The organism is Ktedonospora formicarum (assembly GCF_016587355.1).
GTDB classification, from domain to species: domain Bacteria; phylum Chloroflexota; class Ktedonobacteria; order Ktedonobacterales; family Ktedonobacteraceae; genus Ktedonobacter; species Ktedonobacter formicarum.
This window is the reverse complement of record NZ_BNJF01000006.1, coordinates 95,468-119,510: the sequence shown is the minus strand read 5'-3', so window position 1 is coordinate 119,510 and position 24,043 is coordinate 95,468. Positions and strand designations below refer to the sequence as shown.

Annotated in this window: 21 protein-coding genes and 5 pseudogenes; 7 read left to right on the top strand and 19 right to left on the bottom strand. The window is 51.8% G+C overall.

Annotation, left to right across the window (positions count from 1 at the left end; all coding sequences use genetic code 11):
- Window positions 1-61 precede the first annotated feature (61 nt).
- Complete coding sequence (locus tag K3T82_RS38520; protein ID WP_220198823.1) at window positions 62-1,588, top strand: CHAT domain-containing protein; 1,527 nt, start codon at window positions 62-64, stop codon at window positions 1,586-1,588.
- Window positions 1,589-1,728: 140 nt separating this feature from the next.
- The gene (locus K3T82_RS38515) at window positions 1,729-4,698 is read left to right on the top strand and encodes a tetratricopeptide repeat protein (RefSeq protein ID WP_220198822.1); all 2,970 of its coding nucleotides are present in this window, start codon (window positions 1,729-1,731) and stop codon (window positions 4,696-4,698) included.
- A gap of 29 nt (window positions 4,699-4,727) precedes the next feature.
- Here K3T82_RS38515 and K3T82_RS38510 read toward each other — a convergent pair.
- From K3T82_RS38510 to K3T82_RS38480, 7 genes and pseudogenes are all read right to left on the bottom strand, one after another.
- Window positions 4,728-4,904: pseudogene (locus tag K3T82_RS38510) on the bottom strand (transposase); the annotation flags it as partial.
- Window positions 4,905-4,990: 86 nt separating this feature from the next.
- The gene (locus K3T82_RS38505; RefSeq protein WP_220198821.1) at window positions 4,991-5,932 is read right to left on the bottom strand and encodes a recombinase family protein; all 942 of its coding nucleotides are present in this window, start codon (window positions 5,930-5,932) and stop codon (window positions 4,991-4,993) included.
- Complete coding sequence (locus tag K3T82_RS38500; protein ID WP_220198820.1) at window positions 5,889-7,151, bottom strand: recombinase family protein; 1,263 nt, start codon at window positions 7,149-7,151, stop codon at window positions 5,889-5,891. The genes K3T82_RS38505 and K3T82_RS38500 overlap by 44 nt, the downstream gene beginning before the upstream one ends.
- Window positions 7,126-7,326 (bottom strand): hypothetical protein, encoded by a 201-nt coding sequence (locus K3T82_RS38495; RefSeq protein WP_220198819.1) that lies wholly within the window; start codon window positions 7,324-7,326, stop codon window positions 7,126-7,128. Before K3T82_RS38495 ends, K3T82_RS38500 begins: the two co-directional genes overlap by 26 nt.
- A gap of 137 nt (window positions 7,327-7,463) precedes the next feature.
- Window positions 7,464-8,129: pseudogene (locus K3T82_RS38490) on the bottom strand (IS5 family transposase); the annotation flags it as partial.
- A gap of 152 nt (window positions 8,130-8,281) precedes the next feature.
- Complete coding sequence (locus tag K3T82_RS38485) at window positions 8,282-9,271, bottom strand: LLM class flavin-dependent oxidoreductase (RefSeq protein ID WP_220198817.1); 990 nt, start codon at window positions 9,269-9,271, stop codon at window positions 8,282-8,284.
- Window positions 9,272-9,295: 24 nt separating this feature from the next.
- On the bottom strand, window positions 9,296-9,757 hold the full coding sequence (locus tag K3T82_RS38480; protein WP_220198816.1) for a RidA family protein: 462 nt from the start codon (window positions 9,755-9,757) through the stop codon (window positions 9,296-9,298).
- A gap of 152 nt (window positions 9,758-9,909) precedes the next feature.
- Between K3T82_RS38480 and K3T82_RS38475 the strand changes: the two genes are divergently transcribed.
- Window positions 9,910-10,779 carry a helix-turn-helix transcriptional regulator gene (locus K3T82_RS38475; protein ID WP_220198815.1) on the top strand — a complete coding sequence of 290 codons (870 nt, stop codon included), beginning with the start codon at window positions 9,910-9,912 and terminating at the stop codon, window positions 10,777-10,779.
- Window positions 10,780-10,827: 48 nt separating this feature from the next.
- Here the strand turns inward: K3T82_RS38475 and K3T82_RS38470 are convergent.
- A pseudogene (locus K3T82_RS38470) lies at window positions 10,828-11,576 on the bottom strand (SDR family NAD(P)-dependent oxidoreductase).
- Between the two features lie 294 nt (window positions 11,577-11,870).
- Here K3T82_RS38470 and K3T82_RS38465 point away from each other — a divergent pair.
- Window positions 11,871-14,642, top strand: a complete 2,772-nt coding sequence (locus K3T82_RS38465) for a tetratricopeptide repeat protein (protein ID WP_220198814.1) — start codon at window positions 11,871-11,873, stop codon at window positions 14,640-14,642.
- Between the two features lie 270 nt (window positions 14,643-14,912).
- On the opposite strand, the gene K3T82_RS38460 is transcribed toward K3T82_RS38465, so the two are convergent.
- The 3 genes and pseudogenes from K3T82_RS38460 to K3T82_RS38450 form a co-directional block, all read right to left on the bottom strand.
- A complete protein-coding gene (locus K3T82_RS38460; RefSeq protein ID WP_220198813.1) occupies window positions 14,913-15,212 on the bottom strand; it encodes an RNA-guided endonuclease InsQ/TnpB family protein in 300 nt (99 codons plus the stop codon).
- 131 nt (window positions 15,213-15,343) lie between these two features.
- The gene (locus K3T82_RS38455; protein WP_220198812.1) at window positions 15,344-15,622 is read right to left on the bottom strand and encodes a helix-turn-helix domain-containing protein; all 279 of its coding nucleotides are present in this window, start codon (window positions 15,620-15,622) and stop codon (window positions 15,344-15,346) included.
- A 39-nt stretch (window positions 15,623-15,661) separates the two neighbouring features.
- Window positions 15,662-15,889: pseudogene (locus tag K3T82_RS38450) on the bottom strand (transposase); the annotation flags it as partial.
- A gap of 128 nt (window positions 15,890-16,017) precedes the next feature.
- Here K3T82_RS38450 and K3T82_RS38445 point away from each other — a divergent pair.
- A complete protein-coding gene (locus K3T82_RS38445; RefSeq protein ID WP_220198811.1) occupies window positions 16,018-16,230 on the top strand; it encodes an SRPBCC domain-containing protein in 213 nt (70 codons plus the stop codon).
- Window positions 16,231-16,245: 15 nt separating this feature from the next.
- On the opposite strand, the gene K3T82_RS38440 is transcribed toward K3T82_RS38445, so the two are convergent.
- A complete protein-coding gene (locus K3T82_RS38440) occupies window positions 16,246-16,527 on the bottom strand; it encodes an ArsR/SmtB family transcription factor (RefSeq protein ID WP_220198810.1) in 282 nt (93 codons plus the stop codon).
- A gap of 107 nt (window positions 16,528-16,634) precedes the next feature.
- Between K3T82_RS38440 and K3T82_RS38435 the strand changes: the two genes are divergently transcribed.
- On the top strand, window positions 16,635-17,543 hold the full coding sequence (locus K3T82_RS38435) for an arginase family protein (protein WP_220198809.1): 909 nt from the start codon (window positions 16,635-16,637) through the stop codon (window positions 17,541-17,543).
- 380 nt (window positions 17,544-17,923) lie between these two features.
- Here K3T82_RS38435 and K3T82_RS38430 read toward each other — a convergent pair whose 3' ends face one another.
- Window positions 17,924-18,121: a hypothetical protein gene (locus K3T82_RS38430; protein ID WP_220198808.1), complete on the bottom strand. Its 198-nt coding sequence runs from the start codon at window positions 18,119-18,121 to the stop codon at window positions 17,924-17,926.
- 364 nt (window positions 18,122-18,485) lie between these two features.
- On the opposite strand from K3T82_RS38430, the gene K3T82_RS38425 reads away from it, so the two are divergent.
- Window positions 18,486-19,067: a hypothetical protein gene (locus tag K3T82_RS38425; protein WP_220198807.1), complete on the top strand. Its 582-nt coding sequence runs from the start codon at window positions 18,486-18,488 to the stop codon at window positions 19,065-19,067.
- 318 nt (window positions 19,068-19,385) lie between these two features.
- Here K3T82_RS38425 and K3T82_RS38420 read toward each other — a convergent pair whose 3' ends face one another.
- The 6 genes and pseudogenes from K3T82_RS38420 to K3T82_RS38395 form a co-directional block, all read right to left on the bottom strand.
- On the bottom strand, window positions 19,386-19,553 hold the full coding sequence (locus K3T82_RS38420) for a hypothetical protein (RefSeq protein WP_220198806.1): 168 nt from the start codon (window positions 19,551-19,553) through the stop codon (window positions 19,386-19,388).
- A gap of 1,025 nt (window positions 19,554-20,578) precedes the next feature.
- The gene (locus K3T82_RS38415; protein ID WP_220198805.1) at window positions 20,579-20,893 is read right to left on the bottom strand and encodes a hypothetical protein; all 315 of its coding nucleotides are present in this window, start codon (window positions 20,891-20,893) and stop codon (window positions 20,579-20,581) included.
- Between the two features lie 653 nt (window positions 20,894-21,546).
- Window positions 21,547-21,828, bottom strand: coding sequence for a hypothetical protein (locus K3T82_RS38410; RefSeq protein ID WP_220198804.1), 282 nt, complete (start codon window positions 21,826-21,828; stop codon window positions 21,547-21,549).
- A 125-nt stretch (window positions 21,829-21,953) separates the two neighbouring features.
- Window positions 21,954-22,662 (bottom strand): annotated as a pseudogene (locus K3T82_RS38405) (IS6 family transposase).
- Window positions 22,663-22,666: 4 nt separating this feature from the next.
- A complete protein-coding gene (locus K3T82_RS50480; protein ID WP_220198803.1) occupies window positions 22,667-22,828 on the bottom strand; it encodes a nitroreductase/quinone reductase family protein in 162 nt (53 codons plus the stop codon).
- A 71-nt stretch (window positions 22,829-22,899) separates the two neighbouring features.
- Window positions 22,900-24,021, bottom strand: a complete 1,122-nt coding sequence (locus tag K3T82_RS38395) for a hypothetical protein (RefSeq protein ID WP_220198802.1) — start codon at window positions 24,019-24,021, stop codon at window positions 22,900-22,902.
- Window positions 24,022-24,043 lie beyond the last annotated feature (22 nt).

Genomic DNA, 24,043 nt, shown 5'->3' with positions numbered 1-24,043 from the left:
GGGTCTATTGACCTTCTTGTCAATGTGCTAGTCTACAGAGGAACAATGAAAGAGAGTCGAGATGGAACTCGTACTTACCCAACGAAAAGATTATCAGGTCCACGTCACCTGCGATAATCACACCTCCCACACCTTTGACCTGCAACCATTACGGCTTCTTGGTCATTGGTTTGAACGCATCACTCATGATCCGATCAGGTATGGACAACTCCTCTTTCGTGCTCTCTTCCCTACAGACTCCCTAGCACGGCAATCGTTGAATACGCGCCCAGAACGCATTGTGCTGGTAGCGACAGATGATGATCTCGATACTCTGCCCTGGGAATATCTTTATGGTCCCACTGGCTTTCTAGTCCTCGAAGTACCTTTTGTGCGCGGGCTTCCCATAGAACAACGTCTCTCGCCACCTGTTCTCGAGACAGCATTGCATATCGTGGCCGTTCCTTCAAATCCATTGAGTCCTCTGGTTGAACCACTCAATATCGATGCGGAGTGGGAGTATCTCAAAGAGAGTATCGACCCACTCCCATTCAACATCACTCTGGAGCGTGTTCGTCCTCCCACCTTACAACAAGTGCGCAGCCTGCTTGCCAATACACATCAACGCGTTCTGCACTTTATGGGACATGGAGGACAGGTAAAGGATGGAGCATTCCTCCACTTTGAGAAAGAAAATGGAGATCTGGATCTCGTTGACACGGAACAATTGATCTCCCGCATACGTGACACCACGTTTCTCATCACGCTCAATGCTTGTGTGAGCGCCTCACCTGGACCAACAGCGTTCAGCAATCTGGCGGCGTCTCTCGTCAAAGCCAACGTCCCATATGCGCTTGGTATGCGTTTCCGCATTTATGATGATGATGCCCTCGTGTTTTCCCGCATATTCTATACGGAACTGGCACAAGGTGCCTCCGTTGAAGAAGCCTTGTTGCGTTCCCGTCGTTGCCTGGCCAAGAGACCCCGAACGTGGACAGTCGGTGTCCCGGTCCTCTATACGTCTCTAGCAACACCAACAGGTGGCTTTGTGCAGCGTGCTGGCACACCGTACATAGATGAACATCAACCACGCATCGAAGTAAGTAGTATAGCCCGTGCAATCGGAACCTTTCAGGGTCGCACAGATGATCTGAAGCGTCTGGGGAACCTGCTCACTGGCAACAATCGGCCACGCATTCTCACCATCTGTGGTAGCGGTGGACAGGGCAAGACCTCGCTGGCTCGTGAGGCGATTGAACGCTTTGCCTATGCCTGGTCGGGTGGTGTCTGGGGCATTATGCTCGATCCACTTCCCGATCGCCCACGCTTTGTAAATGAACTAGCTCAATTTCTGGGGATTGATATCCAAGAGATTCCTCATCTAGAGGACCTGGAACGCCAAATCTTACGCTCCCTTGCCTCAAGACGTATCCTGTTGGTGCTAGATAATGCTGAAACGCTCGTCGAGGCCATTGAGACTAATAATTCCCAGGCTATTCTACTCACTCAATTTCTGCAACAGTTGGCAAATACATCGGTGAATCTGCTCATCAATTCACGCATCCAACTGGGTTGGCCAAATGAAATAACCCATGAATTGGGGGCTTAACCGCAGAAGAGGGAGCACTCCTCTTTAGGCAACATGCCCCTGAACGTCTAGAAGCAATTGGCAAAGATGAGGCTCAGGAACTCAGTAAGAAAATAGAAGGGCACCCACTGGCTCTTCGCCTGCTTGCAGGCGCATTCAACGTGAGCAAACTTTCTCTGAAAACCTTTATCCAACAATATGAAGAACAATTAGTTCACGCCGAAAATACCTATGTTGATGAGGAACACCGACATCGCAAACTCTATGCGAGCATTGAAACCAGTATCCGCTACTTAGATCATGAATTGCGCAGTCTGCTCAGTAATCTTTGGATTTTTCAAGCACCGTTCTTGCCAGAATTCGCCCACAACATTTTCTGCTCAGATACAGAAGACACAGCTACGTTGCCCTCACCAATACGCACGCACCTGAAGACCCTCTGGCAACGTGGATTATTGGCTCGTATCACAATCACAGCACATGATGGCACACATGATCTCTATCATCTTTTGCCAACCACACGCCCGTATATTCAGACGTATATGCATAGCACAATGCCACAGAAAGAGTTATTTCATCGCTACAGTGAACTGTACGAAGAAATAACGGGCTGGGCGTATTATGATACCCACCAGAACGCTCTCGCCATTGCTTTCGTGCAACAAATTGAAAAGGATCTGGAACAAGGAATACGTTACGCTGATGTTGCCAAACAAAATACATACAAAACACATTGGGCATGGATCCTTTATCGCTTAGGAAAACCAGATGAAGCACGAACTATCTTCGAAGAAGTATTGGAAGAAGTGCAGGGATACGATCGGCCACTCGAGTTACAGATACTCGATCATTTGACCGTTCTCTATCAAGCTATGGGGCAGCTACAACAGGCCCTCATGCTTTATGAACAAATTCTCCCCATCAGACGCGAAAGCGCTGACCGTGACGGTGAAGCACGCACCCTCAACAAAATGGCTGACATCTATCAAACTATGGGCCAGCCACAACGCACGCTCTCACTCTATAAGCAAGCACTCTCCATCAGCCGCGAAATCGCCGATCATGACGGTGAAGCGCACACTCTCGGCAAAATGGCTGGCATCTATCGAAACATGGGCCAATTACAACGGGCTCTCTCATTCTTTGAGCAAGCTCTCTCCATCAGACGCGAAATCACTGATCGCGATGGCGAAGCGACTATCCTCGAAAATATGGCTTTTACGTATCAATTCATGGGCCAGCCACAACGAGCCCTCCCGCACTATGAGCAGGCTCTCTCCATCAGACGCGAAATCGCTGATCATGATGGTGAAGCAAGCACTCTCGACCTGATGGGCTTTTTATATCAAAATATGGGTCAGCCACAGCGTGACACATTCTATGAGCAAGCACTCTCACTCTATGAGCAAGCCCTCCCCATCAGTTGCGAAATCACTGATCGCACTGCCGAAGCAAGCACTCTCAACGATATGGGGCGGTTATATCAAAAACTAGGCCAACTGCAACGGGCTCTCTCGTACTATGAGCAAGCCCTCTCCACCAGCCGCGAAATCGTTGATCGTGACGGCGAAGCGCGCACCCTCGAGGATATGGGGAATGTCTATTTAACCATGGGTCAGCCACAACGGGCTCTCTCGTACTATGAGCAGGCCCTCTCCATCAACCGTGAGATCACTAATCGTAACGGCGAAGCGCACACGCTCGAAGCTATGGGTAACATCTATCGAAGCATGGGTCAACCACAACGGGCTCTCTCATACTATGAGCAAGCTCTCCCTATCAGACGCGAAAGCGGCAATCGCGCTCGAGAAGCAAGCACCTTACACGATCTGGGTAACATCTATCGAAGCATGGGTCAGCCACAACAGGCCCTCTCGTATTATGAGCAAGCTCTCCCTATCAGACAGGAAAGCGGCAATCGCGCTGGCGAAGCTCTTACCCTCGTCAAGATGGGCCAGGTATACCAGAATCTGGGCGAACAACAACAGGCCCTCTCACTCTTTGAGCAAGCTCTTTCCATCAACCGTGAGAGCGCTAATCGGGCTGGCGAGGTGCCCCCTCTTCTTGGTATGGCTTTCTCATATCTGACCATGGGCCATTCTCAACGTACCCTCTCGCTCTTTGAGCAGGCTCTCTCCATCAACCGTGAGAGCGCTAATCGGGCTGGCGAAGCTCTTTCCTTTAACTATATTGCTAATGCCTATCGAATCATTGGTCAACAACAACAGGCTCTCTCGTATTATGAGCAAGCTCTTCCTATCCTACGCGAGATCGGCAATCGTGGTGGTGAGGTGTCCACACTCCTGGGTATGGCTGACGTCTATCGGGAACTAGGCCAGCCGCAACGGGCCCTCTCACTTTATGAGCAATCTCTTTCCTTCAGTCGTGAGATCATCCATCGTGACAGTGAAGCGCATACCCTCAACAAAATAGCTGGCATCTATCAAGCCACAGGTCAGCCACAACAGGCCCTCTCGTACTATGAGCAAGCACTCCACATCTGGCGTGAGATCGTTGATCTTGCTGGCGAAGCAAGCACTCTCGGAGATATAGCAAATATCTATCAAGCCACAGGCCAAACGCAACAGGCCCTCTCGTACTATGAGCAAGCCCTCTCCATCAGACGCGAAATCGCTGATCGTGACGGCGAAGCGACTATACTCCACCGTATTGCGAACGCCTACCAAGCCACAGGCCAGCCACAACAGGCCCTCTCGTACTATGAGCAAGCCCTCCACATCTGGCGAGGGATTAACAATCGATTATCCGAAGCAATTACCATCGAAGCTATGGCTAAAGTGTATCGAGATGCTGGTCAACTTCGACAGGCCCTCTCGTACTATGAGCAAGCCCTCTCCATCAACCGTGAGGTTGACAACTACACCAATCAAGGTTCCACGCTCTTTAGCATGATAAACATTCTCGCGAATGATACGGACCCTGAAAACATATACAAATCATTACAGTATGTACAACAGGCTCGGCAGTTAGTAGAGCACCATAGTTTTCTACTAGATGGAAGAGGAGTCGTAATAGAAGATATCCACAAACTCGAGATGTTGATACAGCAGAGATTGATAGCGGTTCAAGGAGAAGTCCAGCCACCCACGCTCCCCCCTGAGAGCCTGTAAAAAAATTAAGCTGCTAATGAAAAATGAATCTAGCGTTCCTGACACGGCTGCTGCTGTTGCGTTTGATGCTTCCTCGCGAGCTGTGCAAGCATCAAGCGGATCATCGCAATGTAGAGCATTGATTCACTGCTTTCGATTGATCGTTCATAATCTTTCGCGAGCCGACGATACCGATTGAACCAGCCAAATGTTCGTTCAATAACCCAGTCACACTACCCACCAATGTCGTTTTCTGTTTCTGACTGGCTGCCATGGTTCTTTCCTTTCGTGATTCGCTGGTATGATAGCCCCATTAAGGTTGTTCGGCACGTGATGTATCTGTCCAGAGGTGGCGGAAATCGTCTCCTATCGCGCGCTGATGATATGCTCGAAGCCGTTCCTGTTCCGCTTCATCAGCCCAGATAACCCAGCGGTGCAAGGGCTCATCGAGTTGGCGTGCTCGAACTGTCCCTTGACGAATCCAATGCAAGAGGGTCCCACGCGGGATATGCAGCCAACGAGCCAGTTCGGTTGGCCACCATTCATCAGACAGAACCCCTTCGCGATGTCGAATGCGCGGGTGAGGCGCTTTCACCCCGATCTCGCGCTGCACCTGTGAAACGGTTGCTGGGCGAAAACCCTTGGTGGAACGGGGTGGACGAAAACCTTCCTCATTCAGCACCTGTGCAATCGCCACTGCCGTCCACCCTGCTTCAGTCAACTCCTGCACCCGCTGACAGATCTGTGGATAGGTCGAGAGTTCGCGTACCGTCCTGATGGGTCGAAGCAGAACCCCTTCTGTGTGACCCCCACCGACCCATTCGATCCGTACCTGCACCTGCTCGTTGTTCCCTTGCACATTGACCATGACGCGCTCGACAACCTGCCGGAGAATCTCTTTCCGATCCGCATCCGTTGTGGTTGGAGCTGCCCAGATCGCGGGAATATCGGTTGCCAAGCGACGAATCGCCTCTCGTTCAGACTCCGAAAGGAGGCGTGGTTTTTGGTGGAGAAACCGATGATATGCCTCTTCCAGTTGTTGTTGTGCGAGCAACTTCTCTTCCCATGCTCGTTCCAGCGTTCGAGCTACCAGCCGGTGTTCTGGCTCAACCGCGTGATACTGGCGAGCTGCTCGCTCCGCTTCGTACACCGCTCGTTCTCGCCGGTGCTGCCAGAGTTGATCGAGTTCAGCACGCTCCTGCTCCATCTGTTTAGTCGCCGCTAGAGACAGTTCTAAGGTGGCAGGCTCCCGCATCCGCCAACACTTGCTCGCTGACAAAGCGATCCAGACACGGACCTGCCAGGTGTTGACACCTCGGTTCTCCATAGTGAGTGTGACGCTCGACACATTCATATGTGTGTCGAGGGCCATCGCCATCGTAGTGAACGTTCAGGCGACAACCACAGCGAGCACAGACGACTAACCCGCCTAAAAGGGCTGGCCCGCTCCGCGCTGTCCCCATGGCATCGGCACGAGCCCGATTGGCTTGCAACCGCTCCTGGTTCCGCTCATACTGCTCGGGAGAGATGTAAGCCGGACACCGATTGGGGAGGAGGACAAACCAATCTTCCTGGGGGACAACGACCCGGCCCGCTCGTGGGTGCTCTTCCTGTTTGCGGCGTGGATCTTCTTGGCGTCGCCCATAGACATAGGAACCTGCATACAAGGGATGTTTGAGCATCATCTGGATCGTGGCCCGATTGGGACGGCGCCAGACCAGCTCTCCTTTGCCCGGTCCCTCACGGACACGAAGCCCCAACTGGATCTGATGGTGAGCCAGATAGCGCACAAGACCTCCGAGGGTTCCAAGCTCGTCAAACGTGCGGAAGAGGAACCGCACCACGTGCTGCACCTGTTCATCCGGATCGAATTGGATCTCACCTGTCGGGCTCCAGACATACCCAACGGGTAGGGCAAACTGGAGGTCACCCCGTCTGGCTTTACTCAAGCGTCCCTGATACATACGTTGTTTGAGGATATGGAGCTCTGCTTCTGACATGGTCCCCTTTAATCCAAGCAGTAACCGATCATTGTACAATGTAGGGTCATAGATCCCGTCAACATCAGCAATTAACGTGCGGAAGAGAGCACACAACTCCAAGGGTTGATGCCAGTCCTTGTTGGAGCGGGCCAAACGTGACATCTCCACTCCGAAGATGATTCCAACGTGATCCAGGCTCACCTCCAAGACCAGACGTTGAAAGCCGACGCGTCCCTGCGTACTCGTTGCTGACTTGCCCAGATCGTCATCAATCACCAGAATACGAGAAGCATCCCATCCCAACGCCTGGGCTCTGTTTACCAATCCATATTGCAATCGGGTGGACTCTTGATGGTCCAGGACTTGCTGGGGAGTAGATTGACGCACATAGACGACCGCAAGCCGTTCCTGATGAAAAGGACGGAGTTTCTCTGAGCGCATCTCATCCAAAGCAGTGAAGCCGGATTTACTCCGTACAGTCGTCGCGTTCATCGCCGTCCTCCTTGCTTGGTACACTGCTCTGTTTCAACTGGCGTTCGAGCAGGTGGCTTAACAGCCAGAGGAGCCGTTGACGATTGACTTGAGGCAGATCCGCCCACAGGACTGTTACATGCCTGGAATTGGGCGGGGGGGAACTGCGTTGGGTAAGAGACTGGACATGGAACACCACCTTCCTCATGCACTGCATTTTGGGCCTGCCGTCGGTGCTCAACCCAGCTTAGCAAGTTTAGCAGCCCACTCACACCAAGCATAGGGCGTGGTGCCGGTTCTGTCAACCGAAGTATCTCAGGGGCATTGTGATTGGGTGTTCTCTACTACCCAGCGATGCGGGAGTACTTCAAAACCTTTCTGCTTGTCAGAACGTTTGACTATTTCAAGTACCCGCTGACAACACTCTTTGACCCAGGAGACCAACTGACCTGCATACCCCCCATCAGCCCAAATATGAGCTAGGCGAGGGAAACGCTCTGGGATTTGCTCTAAAACCAGCTTGGCCCCATCTCGATCTTGGATAGAAGCGGCATGAACGACAACAATAAGCAATAGTCCTAGTGTATCTACCAGGATATGGCGCTTGCGACCTTTCACCTTCTTACCAGCATCATATCCTCGCTCACTTGCAATCTCCGTTGTTTTAACGCTTTGGCTATCAAGACAAGCGGCACTTGGTTGGGCATGGTGCCCTTCGGACAGACGCAATTGAGTGCGGAGGGTCTCATTGATGGCTTGCCAGAGTCCACATCGCCGCCAGGTATGATAGTAATGTGAAACAATGCCATATGGTGGAAGATCACCTGGCAAATCTCGCCAGGTGCATCCGTTTCGGTTCAGATAAAAGATGGCGTTGAAGATTTCCCGTCGGCAATATTCGATTTTGCGGCCTAATCGCTTGGGGCCAGGCAAAAGTGCTTCAATGATTTGCCATTCCATATCAGTGAGATCTGTTGTATATCCTTTTCTTGATGTCATACCTGGCTTGCGATCTTCCCATCATGCGTGAGATGAAAGCAACCAACGTGCCAACAACAGCACGTTGGTTTTCATTCACTGAGCTGCCTTAAACTCATATTCTGGAGCAGAGCTTCTGTGACTTTCCCGGAGGATTCCACGCGGCCTTGGACCTATTTGAAAGCTGCGAGTACTTCTTCGGTAATCCGTTCAAATTGGAGCTGCCCATTAGGCCCGATCAGACGAAGCGTAAACCCTGTTGCACCAGCCTGCACAAACTGCCGCAAGCGTCGGGTGCAGGTCTGAGGTGAGCCAAAAACAGTGCGCATCTCCACCTCAGCACGCGAGAAATCATGTTCATAATAGCCATCTAAAAACCGTTTACACTCCTCAAATGCTTCTTCCTCATTGTCATTGACGTTGATATCCAGGTAGAAGTAGGCTGGAAAATCGGCGGGAAGCTCTCGCCCCAGTTCATGGGCAGAGTGCCGGATGTCCGCCAGATTGTGTGCGAATTCTTCAGGAGAACGGGCAAGAGTCATCCAGCCATCTGCATATCTGGCAACTCGCTGTAAAGCCCGCGCGGCCATCTTTGGCTTGCGCGAATCTGTCGCAGTAGAAATCCAGATGGGCAGCGGTTGCTGGACCGGACGCGGGAGAACCGTTACCCCATGAAACTGATGATATTCCCCATCATAACTGATCGTTTCTCCAGTCGAGGCCAGACGCAAGATCTCAATCGCTTCCTCCATGCGCCGCATGCGCGAGGCTGGATCGATGTGAAAGGCGGCGAATTCTGCTTCAAACGCGCCTCCCTGCGCTCCAGGAGCTCCTTGACTGGCATTGAAAATCATCCGTCCCTGTGAGAGCACATCCAGGCCATACCATTGATATGCAAGCTGTAATGGGTCACGCAAAGGCGTGCTGGTCAAACTAGCTGGCCCCAACCTGACCCGCCGGGTTCGTGCAGCCAAGGCAGCTAACAACACGAGGGCATCCAAGCGTGGCTTAGCAAAGATGGAATCGCCAACCCACACTGAATCCCATCCAGCCTCTTCGGCTCTTTGTGCCAGTGTCAACAGATCTTCAGCCGTCGCCGCTCCTGTGACTACGCTCCGATTCGACAAGACCAGTCCAAATTGAGGTGTATGAGAGAGGCTCATCTCCGTTTCCTTTCCTTCCTCTGTTTAGATGACTTCAACAATGACCTCGACCTCGACAGAAACATTGCCTGGAAGTCCTGCCATGCCCACCGCAGAGCGCGCGTGCTTCCCGGCCTCTCCGAATACCTGAATGAGCAAGTCCGAATAGCCATTGATGACCTGAGTATACTGCGTAAACTCAGGAACCGCATTCACCATACCCAGCACTTTGATCACTCGCTTGACCCGATCAAGCTCTCCTACCGCCTCCTTCAGCACTGCCAGATGCTGCAATCCGACGTAGCGAGCATGCTCATAGGCCTCTTCTGCGCTGAACTCCCTTCCAACTTTTCCGATCATCCACTCACCATTGGGCGCTTTCGGTGCAGCGCCAGACAGATAGAGGAGATTGCCGACACGCACAAACAGCTCATAACTCCCCATACGCGGGAAAACTGCGGGTAGCGTATATCCAAGCTCGGCCAAACGCCGTCCAATCGTCGTCATCAGAAAATCCTTTCCTCTTTTCAGCTTTTCCCACAGGCTCACTACCTGTGTTATGGTGAGCATATCAGCGGAACGATTTGAAAACCAGACAGAGTTTATGGTAGCATGATGAGTACCAGTATTCAGACTTGAGGGCAGAGAAAAAGAGGCCAATGCAACAGAGCAACGACAAACAGCGCAGAGCAGAACTGGGAGCATTTCTGCGCACGCGGCGGGCTCGCCTTTCCTCCACACAGATAGGCATGCCGGTAGCCCCACGCAGACGTACGCCTGGGCTGAGGCGTGAAGAGGTCGCTATCGCAGCAGGTGTCAGCACCACCTGGTATACCTACTTGGAGCAAGGGCGAGATATTCAGGCGTCAGGTAACATTCTCTCCAGTCTGGCGAATGTATTACAGTTAACGGAAGACGAACGAATCCATCTCTTCACCCTCGCCAATCAGCCGCTCGCCACAAAGAGTTCTCCACTAGAGGAGTCGTTACGGCGTACCTATCAGCGGGTGCTCGATGAACTTGGAACGATGCCTGCGCTCCTCACCGGGCGCACCTACGACATTCTAGGCTGGAATCGAGCAGCGACGCTGGTCTTCGGCGATTTTGAGCGGATTCCAGCAAGCGAGCGCAATGTTCTCTGGTTGCTTTTTAGCAAAACGCGCTGGAGTAAAAAGATAAGGCTGTTCATTGAGCGAGACCAGTATGCAAAAGAGGTTCTGGAAACCTTCCGCAGCCGTATCACGGGCCATCAGGCCGATCCGTCCGTCCAGGCTTTCATTGAACGTCTTCAACAGGCGAGCCCAACATTTCGCGATCTCTGGGCAGAACACAACGTCCGCTCAACCTGTGCCACCAGAAAACAACTCCAGCACCCCCTTGTGGGCAAGATGACCCTCGATTACGTTAAATTTCAAGTGATCGAGCACCCTGATATTCGCTGCCACATGTACCTTGCAGCAGACTCAGAAACGGCGCAGCAACTTCATCGCTTGCTCAAAGATGAGCCACTCTCTGCTGAGAGCATCTGACTGGCCTCAATACAATGGCTTGGCAACGTTCTATTTTTTTACAGGCTCTTAGATCTGAGCCTGGCCACCATCAACGAACAGTTCGGTCCCATTCACAAAACTGCTGTCATCGGAAGCGAGGAACAAGACCGCTTTTGCGATTTCTTCAGGGTCGCCCAGCCGCCCTAACGGAACAGTACTTGCCAGATATGTCAGCAATTGTCGCGTATGCTCCTCATTTTGTCCTAGACCACTCAGTCCTGGTGTGTTGATCGGGCCTGCACTCACAGCATTGACGCGAATATGTCGGGATTTCAGATCCAGAGTCCAGGAGCGTGCGAATGACCGCACCGCGGCCTTGGTTGCACTGTATACGCTGAATGCTTCCCCTCCCTTGATGGAAGTTGTGGATGCACTCAGAATAATCGAACTGTCATCCTTTAAGAGTGGAAGAGCTTTTTGTACGGTAAAGAGCAACCCTTTGACGTTTGTGTTGAATGTCTGATCGAAGTGTTCTTCTGTAATTTCTCCCAAGGGAGAGAAGGATCCACCTCCAGCGTTGGCAAAGAGGACATCGAGATGGCCATGTTGCTCTTTGACAAGGGAGTAAAGCCGATCAAGGTCCGCTAGATTGGAGACATCGCTTTGTACGCCCGTGACGTTCTTCCCGATTCTTTTGATGGCTGCATCCAGTTCGCTTTGTCGGCGACCCGTAATATAGACATAGGCCCCTCTGAGGCGAAGAGTTGAGCTGTGGCAAGGCCAATACCGCTGGTTGCTCCCGTGATGACGGCAATTTTCCCTTCAAGTTTTGTCATGTGTTTCCTCTTGTGATAAGTATCTCTGCAAAAGTCTTCACTTCTGATGGTCTGAGATAAGGCAACGTTTTTGCCCTCAATCAGCGAGAAGTTCTAGGAAAATTATATCTTCCTCAACCCCTTTTTCAGAGAGCGTTATGTATCGTTCGAGTATCGTTTTGCGGAGGCGAAATGGCTACTTGCCCAGGAAAACTATAATGTTGAAAGAAATACCTCTGTTCGTGTATTGGTTGAGTTGCCAGGAATGAATCGAAAGGAAGGCCAGGAGAAAACCTCTTGAGGAGAAATGATTCTTTGCGCCGACATCGTATACAGCGCAACTGGCGTCAACAGGATCTCGCTGATCAACTGGGGACATCACGCATCACCGTACATCGGTGGGAACAAGGCAGTCAGCAGCCGAGTGCCTATTACCGTGTCAAGTTGTGTGCACTCTTTGGGTTGAGTGCACAGGAATTAGGACTCGTGGAGGAGAGCCCACCGCTGGCAGAAAACCTCCCGCCATCGGAGAGTCTAGCCTCAAAACGAAGGCTATCAGATGTTCTACCCACCGAGATAGACGCGCTGTGGACGGTACCGTATGCGCGCAATCCCCATTTTACAGGACGTGATGAACTCCTCGACCAGATCATGCAGGTGTTCTCACCTCACATATCGAGGCAGCCATCCGGTCTCTGCCAGGCGGTCTTAACACAGGCGCAGGCTCTCCGGGGATTGGGTGGGGTTGGCAAAACCCAGATCGCGGCTGAATATGCCTACCGTAGTCGGGCACAGGGACGTTATACCCATACACTCTGGATGAACGCGGCCAGTGAAGAGGCTCTACTGGCCAGCTTTATCAAGGTCGTTGATCTGTTGCCTGCTTTGCGTTCCTCGGGCGAGACGGATCAGTGTACCCTGGTGGCACAGGTTCTGCGCTGGCTGGAGCGGTGTCCGCAACCCTGGTTGCTCATCTTGGACAACGCTGATGACCTTTCCTTTCTTCAGCCGTATCTTCCTCAGTGGGGCAACGGCGATATTCTACTTACCACGCGGGTGCATGCAGTCGGCTCTTTGAGTAGCTCCTCTATCGAAGTGGATACCATGGGTATGATGGAGGGAATACAACTCCTGCTCCGGCGCGCACAACGCTTCACCTATGCCACGGATTCGGAGATCAACGAAGCCGGTAATCTGGTGATAGAACTTGGCTCTCTTCCTCTCGCTCTTGATCAAGCTGGAGCATACATCGAGGAGACTGGATGTAGTGTCCATGACTATCTCCAACTCTATCGGCAGCATCGTCATGCCTTGCTTGCTCAACGTGGTAAGCAAGCGACAGGCTATCCCGAGTCGGTAGCAACTACCTGGTCTCTCTCGTTTCAACGCATTGCGCAGACGAACCCGGCAGCAGTCGAATTATTACGTCTCTGTGCTTTTCTCCCGCCAGACCACATTCCCGAAGAATTGCTTATCGATGGTGCATCCTATTGGCCTTCTCTACTGCAACAAGCAGTGGCTGATCGTTTCAGCTTCGACCAGATGCTGAGTACCTTGCTCGCTTTTTCCCTGGTGAAGCGTCTGACCCAGGACAAGATGCTGAGCCTTCATCGTCTGATACAAGTGGTGCAGATGGAGACGATGGGACGAGAAGAGCAACACCGATGGGCAGAACGCCTGGTACATGCACTCTCTGCTCTCTTTCCTCATGATCCAACCGACCCGATAGCCTCCTGGCCCCAGTGTCAGCGCTATCTGGCGCAAGTGCAAGCATGCGAGACTTTCATTGAGGAGCATCAGTTGCTGTTTCCCGAAGCAGCTGATCTGTTGGATCGAACGGGGACCTACCTGCGAGAATGCGGGTCCTATTCCCTTGCAGAACTTCTCTATCAACGAGCATTGCATATCTACAAACAACTGTGGGGATCTACACATCTTCAAGTTGCTGCCGAACTTAGCCATCTGGCAGCGCTCTATTATCAGCAGGGAAAGTATGAGCAAGCAGAACATCTTTACCAGTGCACACTTCATATGTGGGAGCAATTGCAGGGACTCTCTCATCCCAACATTGCCATTTCACTCAATGGGTTGGCGAATCTCTACCGGGAACAAGGAAAATATGAGCAGGCAGAACCACTCTACCTGCAGGCGCTGCACATCCTTGAGCAACAGGTATCTTCTCCAATGATTGATCCAGCGCATATCTCTCGGGCAAGACGAAATGGGACTGTGGTGCAGCCATCACCCAGGCGGATACTCCCTATCCACAATCTGCAGAAGACAGCCGAACATCCTGAGGTAGCTACCCTGTTGAACAATCTGGCCTATCTTTACATTGAACAGGGAAAATATGGACAAGCGGAACTGCTCTATCAGCGGGCGTTGCACATCCGTGAGCGCCAACTGGGACCTGAGCATCTCCTGGTCGCCTATTCGCTCTATGGAATGGCGAATCTCTACCGGGAACAGGGAAAATATGGACAAGCGGAACTGCTCTATCAGCGGGCGTTGCACATCCGTGAGCACCAACTGGGACCTGAGCATGTCCTGGTTGCCTATCCATTGAACGAGCTGGCAATCCTCTACTCTGAACAGGGGAAATATGAGGAGGCGGAACCACTCTATCAGCGGGCACTTCACATTTGGGAACAGCAGTTGGGATCTGGGCATTCTCAGGTAGCTTCTCCATTGACTGGACTGGCAAATCTTTATCGGGAACAGGGAAAATATGAGCAGGCGGAAGCTCTTTACCAGAGGGCGTTGCACATCCGCGAGCACCAGCGAGGACCTGAACATTCCCAGATCGCCTATCCCCTCGCTGGACTGGCAAATCTTTATCGGGAACAGGGAAAATATGAGCAGGCGGAAGCTCTTTACCAGCGTGTGCTTCATATCCAGCAACAGTGGGGACCAGAACATGCAAAGACGGCGAGCGTATTGCACGATTTTGCGATTCTTCAACAAGCTCAGGGCAAGACGGCAGAAGCTGAAGCGCTCTATCAACGCGCACTGACGATTCGTGAACACATCCTTGGACCAGATCACCCCCTGACAATCAACACTCGTGAACGCCTGTATAGTATGTAGTGGGACAAAAATTCCTGCACCTTGCCCGGTCAGTTTCAGATGGCTTGTTGTCCAGGCTCAGTCAGGAAAGCGAACAGAAGTTGAATCACATGCAAGCTCCCAGGCTTTTCTTGCCCAATTCGACTGCGCACCGTTCTCCGAAATTGACCCAAATATGGACAGGCCATACCCAGCATTCGGTTCCTGCTTCAACGCAGAGAGCAAGCCTTTCGCTCGTCTTACCCCTGCTCCACAGGCGTCACTTCCCGCAGAACTTGCGGTACGCTCTTTTCATTGTGCCAATGCTGCGAGATTGTTGGCGGCATTGGCATCTCGATCCTGCACGTTTCCACAATCCAGACAGACAAAGACCCGATCTGAAAGGGTGAGCGCCTCATTGACCCAGCCACAATCCGAACAGGTTTTTGAGGAGGGTTCCCAGCGCGAGGCCAGCAGCACCTGCACCCCTGCCTGTTCAGCTTTGTAGAGGATTTGCCGCTTGAACTCGTACATGCCCACATCCGCAATCGCTCGGGCCAACCGGCGATTCTTGAGCATGCCTGTAATGTTCAAATCCTCGAGCACAATCACACGCGGTCGCTCTTGATCGGGCGCGGGTTCTCGCCACGATCTGAGCAGTCGCTTGGTGCAAAGAAGTGCTTGAAGGCGGCATCCAGGTCGCGCAATCCTTCTTGGAAGGTGCACTTGCTCACCAAATACATTCAGGGCTCAGAGGGCTTGAGGGCGTTGATCTCGCGATGCAGATCGATGGCGGTGGGCGTTTTCTGCCCAGCTTTGTAGGCTTCCTGTTTGCGGCGAAGGCCATAATTGAAAGCCCAGCGAGCGGCCCCGGCATGTTTGCGACAGAGTGTCTGTTGCGCGTTATTGAGATCAAGTTCTCCTCGGTAGCCACGTACCATCTTCTGCTCTTCTTCCTCTGCGATGAATGTAGAACAAATATACCACAAAGTCGCTGCTGTTTCAAGGGAGGATCTGTCCATGTTTGCCCCTTTTTGTCCCTATTCTTGAAAACAAATTATGCCCTTCAGACGCCAACGCCGAAAGTGGTAAAAAACGGTCTGCCAGGGCGGAAAGTTCGAGGGAAGATAGCGCCAGGGGCAACCGGTTCGCAGAACATAAAAGATTACATTGCAGATTGTTCGTAGTGAATGCGTTCGTGGTCTGCCGCATGAAGGTTCGGCAGGAAGATACTATTGCAGATGCTCCCACGCAGCATCAGAAAGGTCGCTTGGATAGGTAATATTCATCCTCACAGTGTATCAGATTGTGTCCTTCGCAGCATTCCCAAACAGGCAATGAGAACCTTATTTTTTTCTGCTATACTCAGCTAGACAACAGAGATGAGAAATGCTTTCAGATGTGAGGAGCCAAGCGAATGACACAACAACTACCCTCGGATCTTACTCCCCTGATCATCGAAACACACATGCCTGATACCAACCCCGAGAACGTGTTCCATTACTGGACACAGCCAGCTCTCCTGCAAAAATGGTGGCCACAAGAGGCCGAGATTGAACCACGTCATGGCGGGCGCTATCACTTGAGATGGCCAACCATGAATTGGCATCTGCGGGGACACTATACCTGAAGCAGGCTGTTGGGTTCAACGATGGCGCGTTTGCCATGGACCCACCTCGGCCAGGGTTTCTGCTTTGACAGAATAATAGGCATAGGCTCCTTGTTTGGTCACCCCAACAAGACCCATGTCACGCAGGATACATAGGTGACAACTGATCGCTGGTTGTGCGAGTGTGCAGCGTTGTACAATCTCTGAGACACAAAGGGTCTCATTCGCCTGAGCCAGGATCTGTAACAGATGGAGTCGAAACGGATCTACCAGAGCTTTCAATTGCCTGGCGACGCGATCCATTTCCTCGTTCTTCATCCTGCCGGCATGGTCCTGTTCTCCAGACGTGGGAGTGGTGATTGGTGTGGGAAGAACGGGTAGATGTTCATAACGATTCATTGGTAAAATGTACGAAGGAAATGAGCATGACGAACACAACAAATTCCTCGACCACCGTCAATGAGAATCCGCCAACGCTACGTCTGGTTTGGCCACAGTGGCAAGGTGCGGGCGTGGAATCTATTCGCTCTTTATTCCAGGAGGTTCCTTTCGAGGAAGCTCGCAGAGGCTATGCAGTAGGTGCTACCGTGCTGAACGCAGTGCTGCCAGCACACAACGGACCAACCGCTCTCGTTCCGGTTGAGTCTGGCAATCTTGGTCTGGGCAAGCAGGACGGGATCGAAGCGAAGGCGGCTGTGGTTGCACAACTGGCCGCAGCCTTGGAGGTGATAGGTCGCTACAACCCTGGGCGCATCCTCACGCTTGGCGGAGAGTGCTCGGTGAGCGTGGCACCTTTCTCCTTTTTGGCAGAGCGCTATGGGAATGATCTTGCAGTGCTCTGGATTGACTCGCATCCCGACGTTGGCACGCCCGCCAGTCACTACTCTGGATACCATGCGATGGCGGTCTCCGTTCTTATCGGTTATGGAGACCCGGAGGTGCTTCGCCTTCTGCCTGCCACCATTGATCCAGGTCGGGTGGCTCTGGTTGGCCTGCATTCCTGGACCGAAGATGATTTCCCAAATATCGCCCATTGGGGGATCAGCTCATTTCATCCTGACGAGCTTCGCCGCTCCAGTCAGCCTCTGCTCAATTGGCTCAAGGCGTCAGGATGCTCACGGGTTGCCATTCATTTTGATGTCGATGTGGTCGATAGCAACGAGATTGTCTTCGGTCTTGGTGCGGAGCCTAGCGGCCTGACGAGCGACAATGTGCGACGGGTGGTTGCTGACGTGCGTGCTGTCGCCGATGTCGTCGGCTTGACGATTGCCGAATTTATTCCGCGCCAAGTCATCCGACTCCAGCAGGTGTTGCGCAACTTTCCGCTCATCTAATATCCATTCACGGAAAAATTGTCCCGGGTTCCAATTTTCGCGTAATGGATATGTGGAAGCAGGTGTCAACCATCATATTGGCTGGTGCCATGGGCCAACGTGTCCAAGCTCGTCTGATCTCACCTTGCTTGAGAGGCCGTTTGAGATGGACACCTTACTCACTCTGATTAGACGACTCGCTTTCAGCGAACGAACGCAAGCCTTTCCATTTCTCCCTACAATGTACAAGATTTCGGCGAAAGAAGCTAGATGAGGAGCAGTTTTTCCTGAAAACCGGGTATCCAGCGTTCAAGATCGAGGGCCAGATCTGCTCACTTCGTAGGTCTGGCACGATTTTGGTAATGGATGAGTTTGCAAAGCTGAGTTGGCTCTTCTTGAGCCTAAACGGCCTCGTTGAGGGGTAAGTTGGTGACCCGGCGCAGGTAGTAGCTATGTATCCGTGTGGATGGTTTGCTGCAGAGCGGACAGCATGGGCAAACCTGTGTTGAAACAGCAGAAATAGTGATCACTTTCTCACTCATTTCGATATCCATGACCGCGAACTGCTTTGGGAGAGCGACGACTTGCTTGACTTCCATCTTCTTCAGGACCTTTCCACAAAAGCCTTTTTATTGATGTAGAACGATCTGGCGATGGATGAGTAGCACAGCTATTGGTAGCTAGACAAATCGCTCCAGATGCGAATGAGCCTGCATCGTTTTTGGAAATTCGTGCGCTCCTGTGGTCAGAGAAAAGGATCTTGGGGAGAGGGGTAGCACACGCCCGTAATGATCAGCTATACTAAAAAGACAAAGGCCTACAAAAAGGGGGAGAGATGATTACGGAACGCCAATCAAGGCTGATTCGCTGGAGTATCCTAGCCAGTTTAGGGCTGTTCGTCCTCAGCAGCACAATGCAATTACTTGCCCATCCGGCAGTCGTAATCTCTGGGGGAGCGACTTGGTGGTCTATTTGCTTCTGGCCGTGCTGGCCTTGCTCATCTATGGCTGGTTCGCGCTCTTTCTCACGCGCAGAGGAACAACAGACGAGCGTGTGGCGCTCCACCAAGGACTCGTCTGGGGACTCCTGTGTGGAGGAGCATGGGCAATCGAACTGCTCGTGGCCAATCTTCCACTTGTTCCGTCCAAGCAACTCACGTTCGTGTTGTATGAAAGCATGGCGTGGCTCGGTTTTCTACTGCCGATGCTCCCTAGCCTGCTTGCTGGGTGGCAAACCAAGCGTATCGGGCCGGGTCTTCAGGCGGGTGTGCTTTGTGGGATGCTGGGGGGACTGATCATTTTCTTCACCTGGCTGCTGTTCTCGGCTCTTCTTTTTCAAGCAGGACTGCGTGACCCGCAAACTATTGCGGAATTTCGGCATAGCGGCCTCTCAGATATCACGACGTACATGATCAGTGATTGGCTGGCCGCTTTGATCGGTCATCTCTGGATTGGGTTGATCACCGGTCTGCTCCTTGGCATTCTTGGAGGAGCTGTTGGGAAGGGAGTCCGTTGGGTAAAGAAGACTTCTGATGAAACGAACTGATACCACGCCTCTTTTCAGTTACAACAAGCGAAAAGAGATTGCATCGTTGCGAATTTCCATATTTCCAGAATCATGAACCGCTTGTGGGGCTGGTTCCCAAGCATCGAATGGTTGTGCTGCTCATCCTTCGCACCAAAATCCCACCTTTCGCGCTGAAAAAGGGGTCTTGGTCATTTTCGGTGGAAAAGCGCATCAACAATTGAAAAGAAAAGGCTTGGGTGGCTTCTGTAGCGATCTTTTGCTGTGTTTTTCCACCGAAAATGACCAAGACCCCCAAAACCGGCCCACTCTTCGTGTCATTTACCACAGCCCGAAGCATTAATAATAATGATGATCATCACAGTACCAACCTTTGCTCCCCAGAAGAAGCACAAGCGTTTTATAGATACGCGATCCAGTCCAGGGAAAGAGCACAAACCGTCCTTGCACGAGGGGAACCACACAACCGCGAAGCCATTCGACACGCGCGGCAAGCTCACGTGCCAAGGATAACCGCTGTCGTGCAAGAGGTGACAGGTCGGACTTGCAGGATCCTCTGACGGATCGACTCCTCTCCTACTCGCATACCATCTCAAGTGTCGGTATGCAACATCTGACTTGCAGGATCCTCTACCAGATCGACCGAGTTGCTACTCCTCCATTCAGAGGGAAATGAACATATTATAAAGGACTTGCAGGATCCTCTACCGGATCGACCGACCTGCTACACATCTCAATGTTTGAAGCGGCCAGCGTCTTATCAAACTTGCAGAATCCTCTACCGGATCGACCGACCTGCTACCGCGGGCTGAGAAACAGAAATGAATCGTATGTTTTTGCGTTTTGGTCGTTTGTTGTCCTTTGTTGGGCGCCTCAGAACCTCAATTTTATTCGATATACCTCTGTGAGTATACCATGACTGATGCGTTTTCGAAAACCTTTTTTTGTTCAAAAAGTGCGGGGATTTTCGGACATCTTTCATCTATTTCTTCTCTTAATTCCCGTGATTCAGGCATATTTTGCAGCCTATCAGGGCCATATCAGTCCCCTTTTCCTACACTGTTCGTGGGATTTTCGAACCGTACGCAGCAAAGGGCAGAATATTATAGGAGAACATTACACATGCGCTTTGTAGAGGAGCAAAAAAAGCCTTGTAATGTATTTAAAAGATAAATAGCCTAGATACAAGGAGCGATGACGGGTATAAGGCAGCATGAATCCACTCAAGCTCCTGGCCGAACATGCAAGCATAGAAGCGAAAATCGAGGTTCCCTCTGATTGGAAAGATACGCAACCCGATGACTAAGGTCTCTTCGGGAAGCCTGATTCAGCCTCCATAATCATAGAAGAAGAGGTAGATAGGATTGATAACATGTCAACAGAAACCATCCTGATTGGCATCGTCTGGATCTCTGTCTACCTCTTCCTCCAGGCCAACGTTTCTCAGAGAGCCTGAGTTGCTTCATACATAGGCCAGCCCACTCTTGTCAACAAGAGACAATTTCTTCTCATAACTCACCCTTCACATTCAGTCACCAGACCCCATGAGTAAACTCAGGGGCTTGCACCTCACCTCCCTCTCCCAAGGAAACAGGGGTGGACGCATTGACGAGCAGGACGAGCCTGCGCGCGGTGAGGACGGGTGACGAGCGGTTCAACCAACCGCCACTTCCCGCAGGAAGTCGCCCCACACGGAAAAGGGTACACAGGTTGAGCGAGCGTACAGGGCGTTGGCCCTCATGCTGATCCGTGCATGCTGAACAGTTCGACCGATGCAGGGATCCATGCATCACAAACCGTTTCTCTTGCGTCAGAGGAGTGCCTTTGTGCTGACCTGTTCTGAACATCTACACATCTCTTCGCGAGACAACACAGGGAAACCGGAAAGGAGAGGACAATCCCCTTACCCATACGCCTGAAAAGGACTCGGCATTCCTCCCCGCGTATGATTGCGGGAGTCTCCTGCCTCGATTCAATGAAGCTGATATATACTCCATGGGAGCGAAACTGCTCATCATCTTGTGCTTCAGGAGGATATCAGTCATGATGTTATGGAGAACAACACTCCCCTGGAATGCTTCCTTCGAAAGCCCTTTGGTTCTAATAACGTGTAACACATATCTGCTTGTCTGACCAGCAGTACGGCTCATATGGCCTTACGGCTTCTATGTAATAGTTTTAGTTTCAATGTACTATACGAAGATCCGCTGAATGATATATCTCTCCAAAGATGTGGAGGTTCAGAAAAGTGAATGGGTCTCTAGCCCCTGCTAGACGCTACTCGTCCTGCTGTGTGGGAAGAAACGCATCTCTCTTCAGCAATTCCATTGATTGGGCGTCAAACCACTTCGCCGTCTAAGCATAGTTGGACAATCTTGTTTAGGCAATAAGAGTCTATTCAGCTCATTCTCAATGGAGACAATGATTTCTTCCGCCCAGCGTGGCATTGTATGCAATTCACCTGCAGATTCGATGTCAGCAAGATTGCGCAAAGAGTTTTTCAATCCTCTGATGATGGCTTCTCATCTTCCTTTGTTTCTTCAGGCGCCTCTTTCTTCTGCTGAGACTCGCCTGCGGATGCTTTCTCTGCAACTTGTATTGGCGGAGTAGATGGTGTTTCGACTTCTGATGTCGACGTGTCCTTGGTTTTCCAGAAAGACAATTCTTGGCTGAGGTGCTCTCCTTTGATTTTCCCGATACGACTACTGAAAAGTTGGAAATTCTCCTCTTCATTTCCCGTATAGGGATCAATACCACTAGCTATGGATGCGGTGGCCCACAATAAATCCCTTAGGGATGCAAGAATACTTAAGGTATTGTCAACTTATGTACAAAAGCAAAAGTTACGAATGAGCGATAAGGAGAAATACTCTGGAAAGGCGATGAGAAATGGGGAGGTCTGGGTGGCTATGCAGCCAGCCTGGCTCCAGTCACCTCATACCATTGCTGGAATCGGCTCTGTAAGATAGCACGGTACTCCCTAGCGCACAAACGATGTCTTCGTGGCTGGAATTGTCCAGTGATGGCACCGAAGGCCGAAAGAAAGCGTTGGGCGTGTTTGCCTGATTTGAACCGTCGCATCTTCTTTTCACGCAGTCGTGTGGGTTGGTACGAGTTTTCCGCTCGATTCTTCAAGCGTTTGTGCTGCCGATGCTCCACACCAGGGAGGATCTCGCGTTTCGCCGCCCCATAACTTCTGAGTTTATCGGTGATAATGACACGAGGGACGTATTGGAGCCCCTTGAGGAGAGAAGCGTTTTGCCGCGTGTTTGTTCCGTCGACTCTGGACAAGAATGTCGAGTACGTTGCCATCCTGATCCACTGCTCGCCAGAGAGTGTGTTTCTTGCCGCAAATGGTGAGAACCATTTCATCCATATGCCACTTGTCGCCACAGTGAGGGCGGAGACGACGCAACTCATTGGCGTAGGTCTGTCCAAACGTTACACACCATTGCCGGGCCGTTTCATAGCTCACAATGATCCCACGTTGTGCCAAGAGCTCTTCGACATCACGAAAACTGAGTGAGAAACGAAAATAGAGCCATACCGCATAGCTGATAATTTCGGGCGGAAAGCGATAACCTTTGTGATCGGGAGCAATGGGAATTGTTTTCATAGAGCTACTTTAACACATTTTTCAGCTCTATCGTCAAGTTGACAATACCCTCAGTCCCAACCTCGATCGTTGCTTCCGGATGAGCCACCAGATTATAATACCAATCCGTATTCTTGGGGCCATCGCCAACAAATGGCCGCCGCCTAACCTGAGGAGGCCAACGCACAAGAGGCTGACATACTCAACCCTTTGAGTATATCAGCCTCTTTTTCCTCCCGAGAGAGATGACTCCGTCTGTTAGGCATCCTCTTGTGGGCGAGGTTCCGCCTGTGGCTCAGGAGTTGCAGGAGGAACCAGAAGCAGACTCATGAACCAACCCACCACACCAGCAAGCGCGATGCCTCCCGTCCACAGATGAATTGACCACCAGACCCCACCAATCAGGAACACCGCCAGGAAGTAGAGGCTATACAGGATGATAGGGACTACGGCCGCAAAGAGACGCAACTGAACAATACGTGGGGAAGTGGGTCCAAGCCAGCGATAGAGAGCATCAGCGATGAGGCCGGCAATGCCAGCGACAGGAATAACCCAGGGGGTGGAATGGAAAATGCTCATCCCAAGTCCGTTCACTCCCAGGAGAAAGGTCAGCCAGCCAAAGGGCAGTCTGGTTCCGAAGCGTCGAATTGTCAGGAGCAGCAACGCCATCAACAGAGCGCTTTGGAGAAGAATACTGCTCACCCCCACGACCTCAGCAATATCCTGGCTGGTTCCCCCTGCATCCAGAAGTGCAGGAGTCGAGTGAGTTGTGAGAGAAGCAACAAAGGGAGTTGCAGCCGGACGATATCCAACCCAGGCCCAGGGATGATCAAAGGGGTGAAACTCGCTCGTGAAAAAGGTGAGGATAGAGAGCGCCAAGGTGAGTGAGAGTACCACCAGGAAGGATGCCCCCCGGGTGGTGGTCACGTGCCACCAGGCAGAACGCAATCCACCAGTGACAAGGAGGAATCCACTTGCAGCTAGGAGCAGATGTGTCGGGCTGTAGAGCGCTTCAAGGTTGGCCTCAATCCCAAAGAAGATGTGCCAGAGCATGTCCCCAACACCACCCAGCAAAAAAAGTCCTACCCCCAGAAGCGAGAGATTATACCCGACGGGAAGCGCCTGACGGAGGCTGGCCCCACGAAGGCGTGCCCGCAAGAAAGAGCCAACAAGGATGATTGCGGCCCCCAAGAAGCCGCTGTAGAGGAAAGCATGCCAGGGCGTGAAAAAACTGTCGGGCAGTTCATTGGCATGTGCCCACCCATCGAGGTAGAGCCCCAAGACAAACCAAGTAGAGAAGAACGCGATGCTCCATTCAAACCAGGGACGCACGTTGGCGCGTCCCTGGTTTGAATGGAGCAGAGATGATGCTGTCTTCATAACAGATATTTCCTTTCCTTAG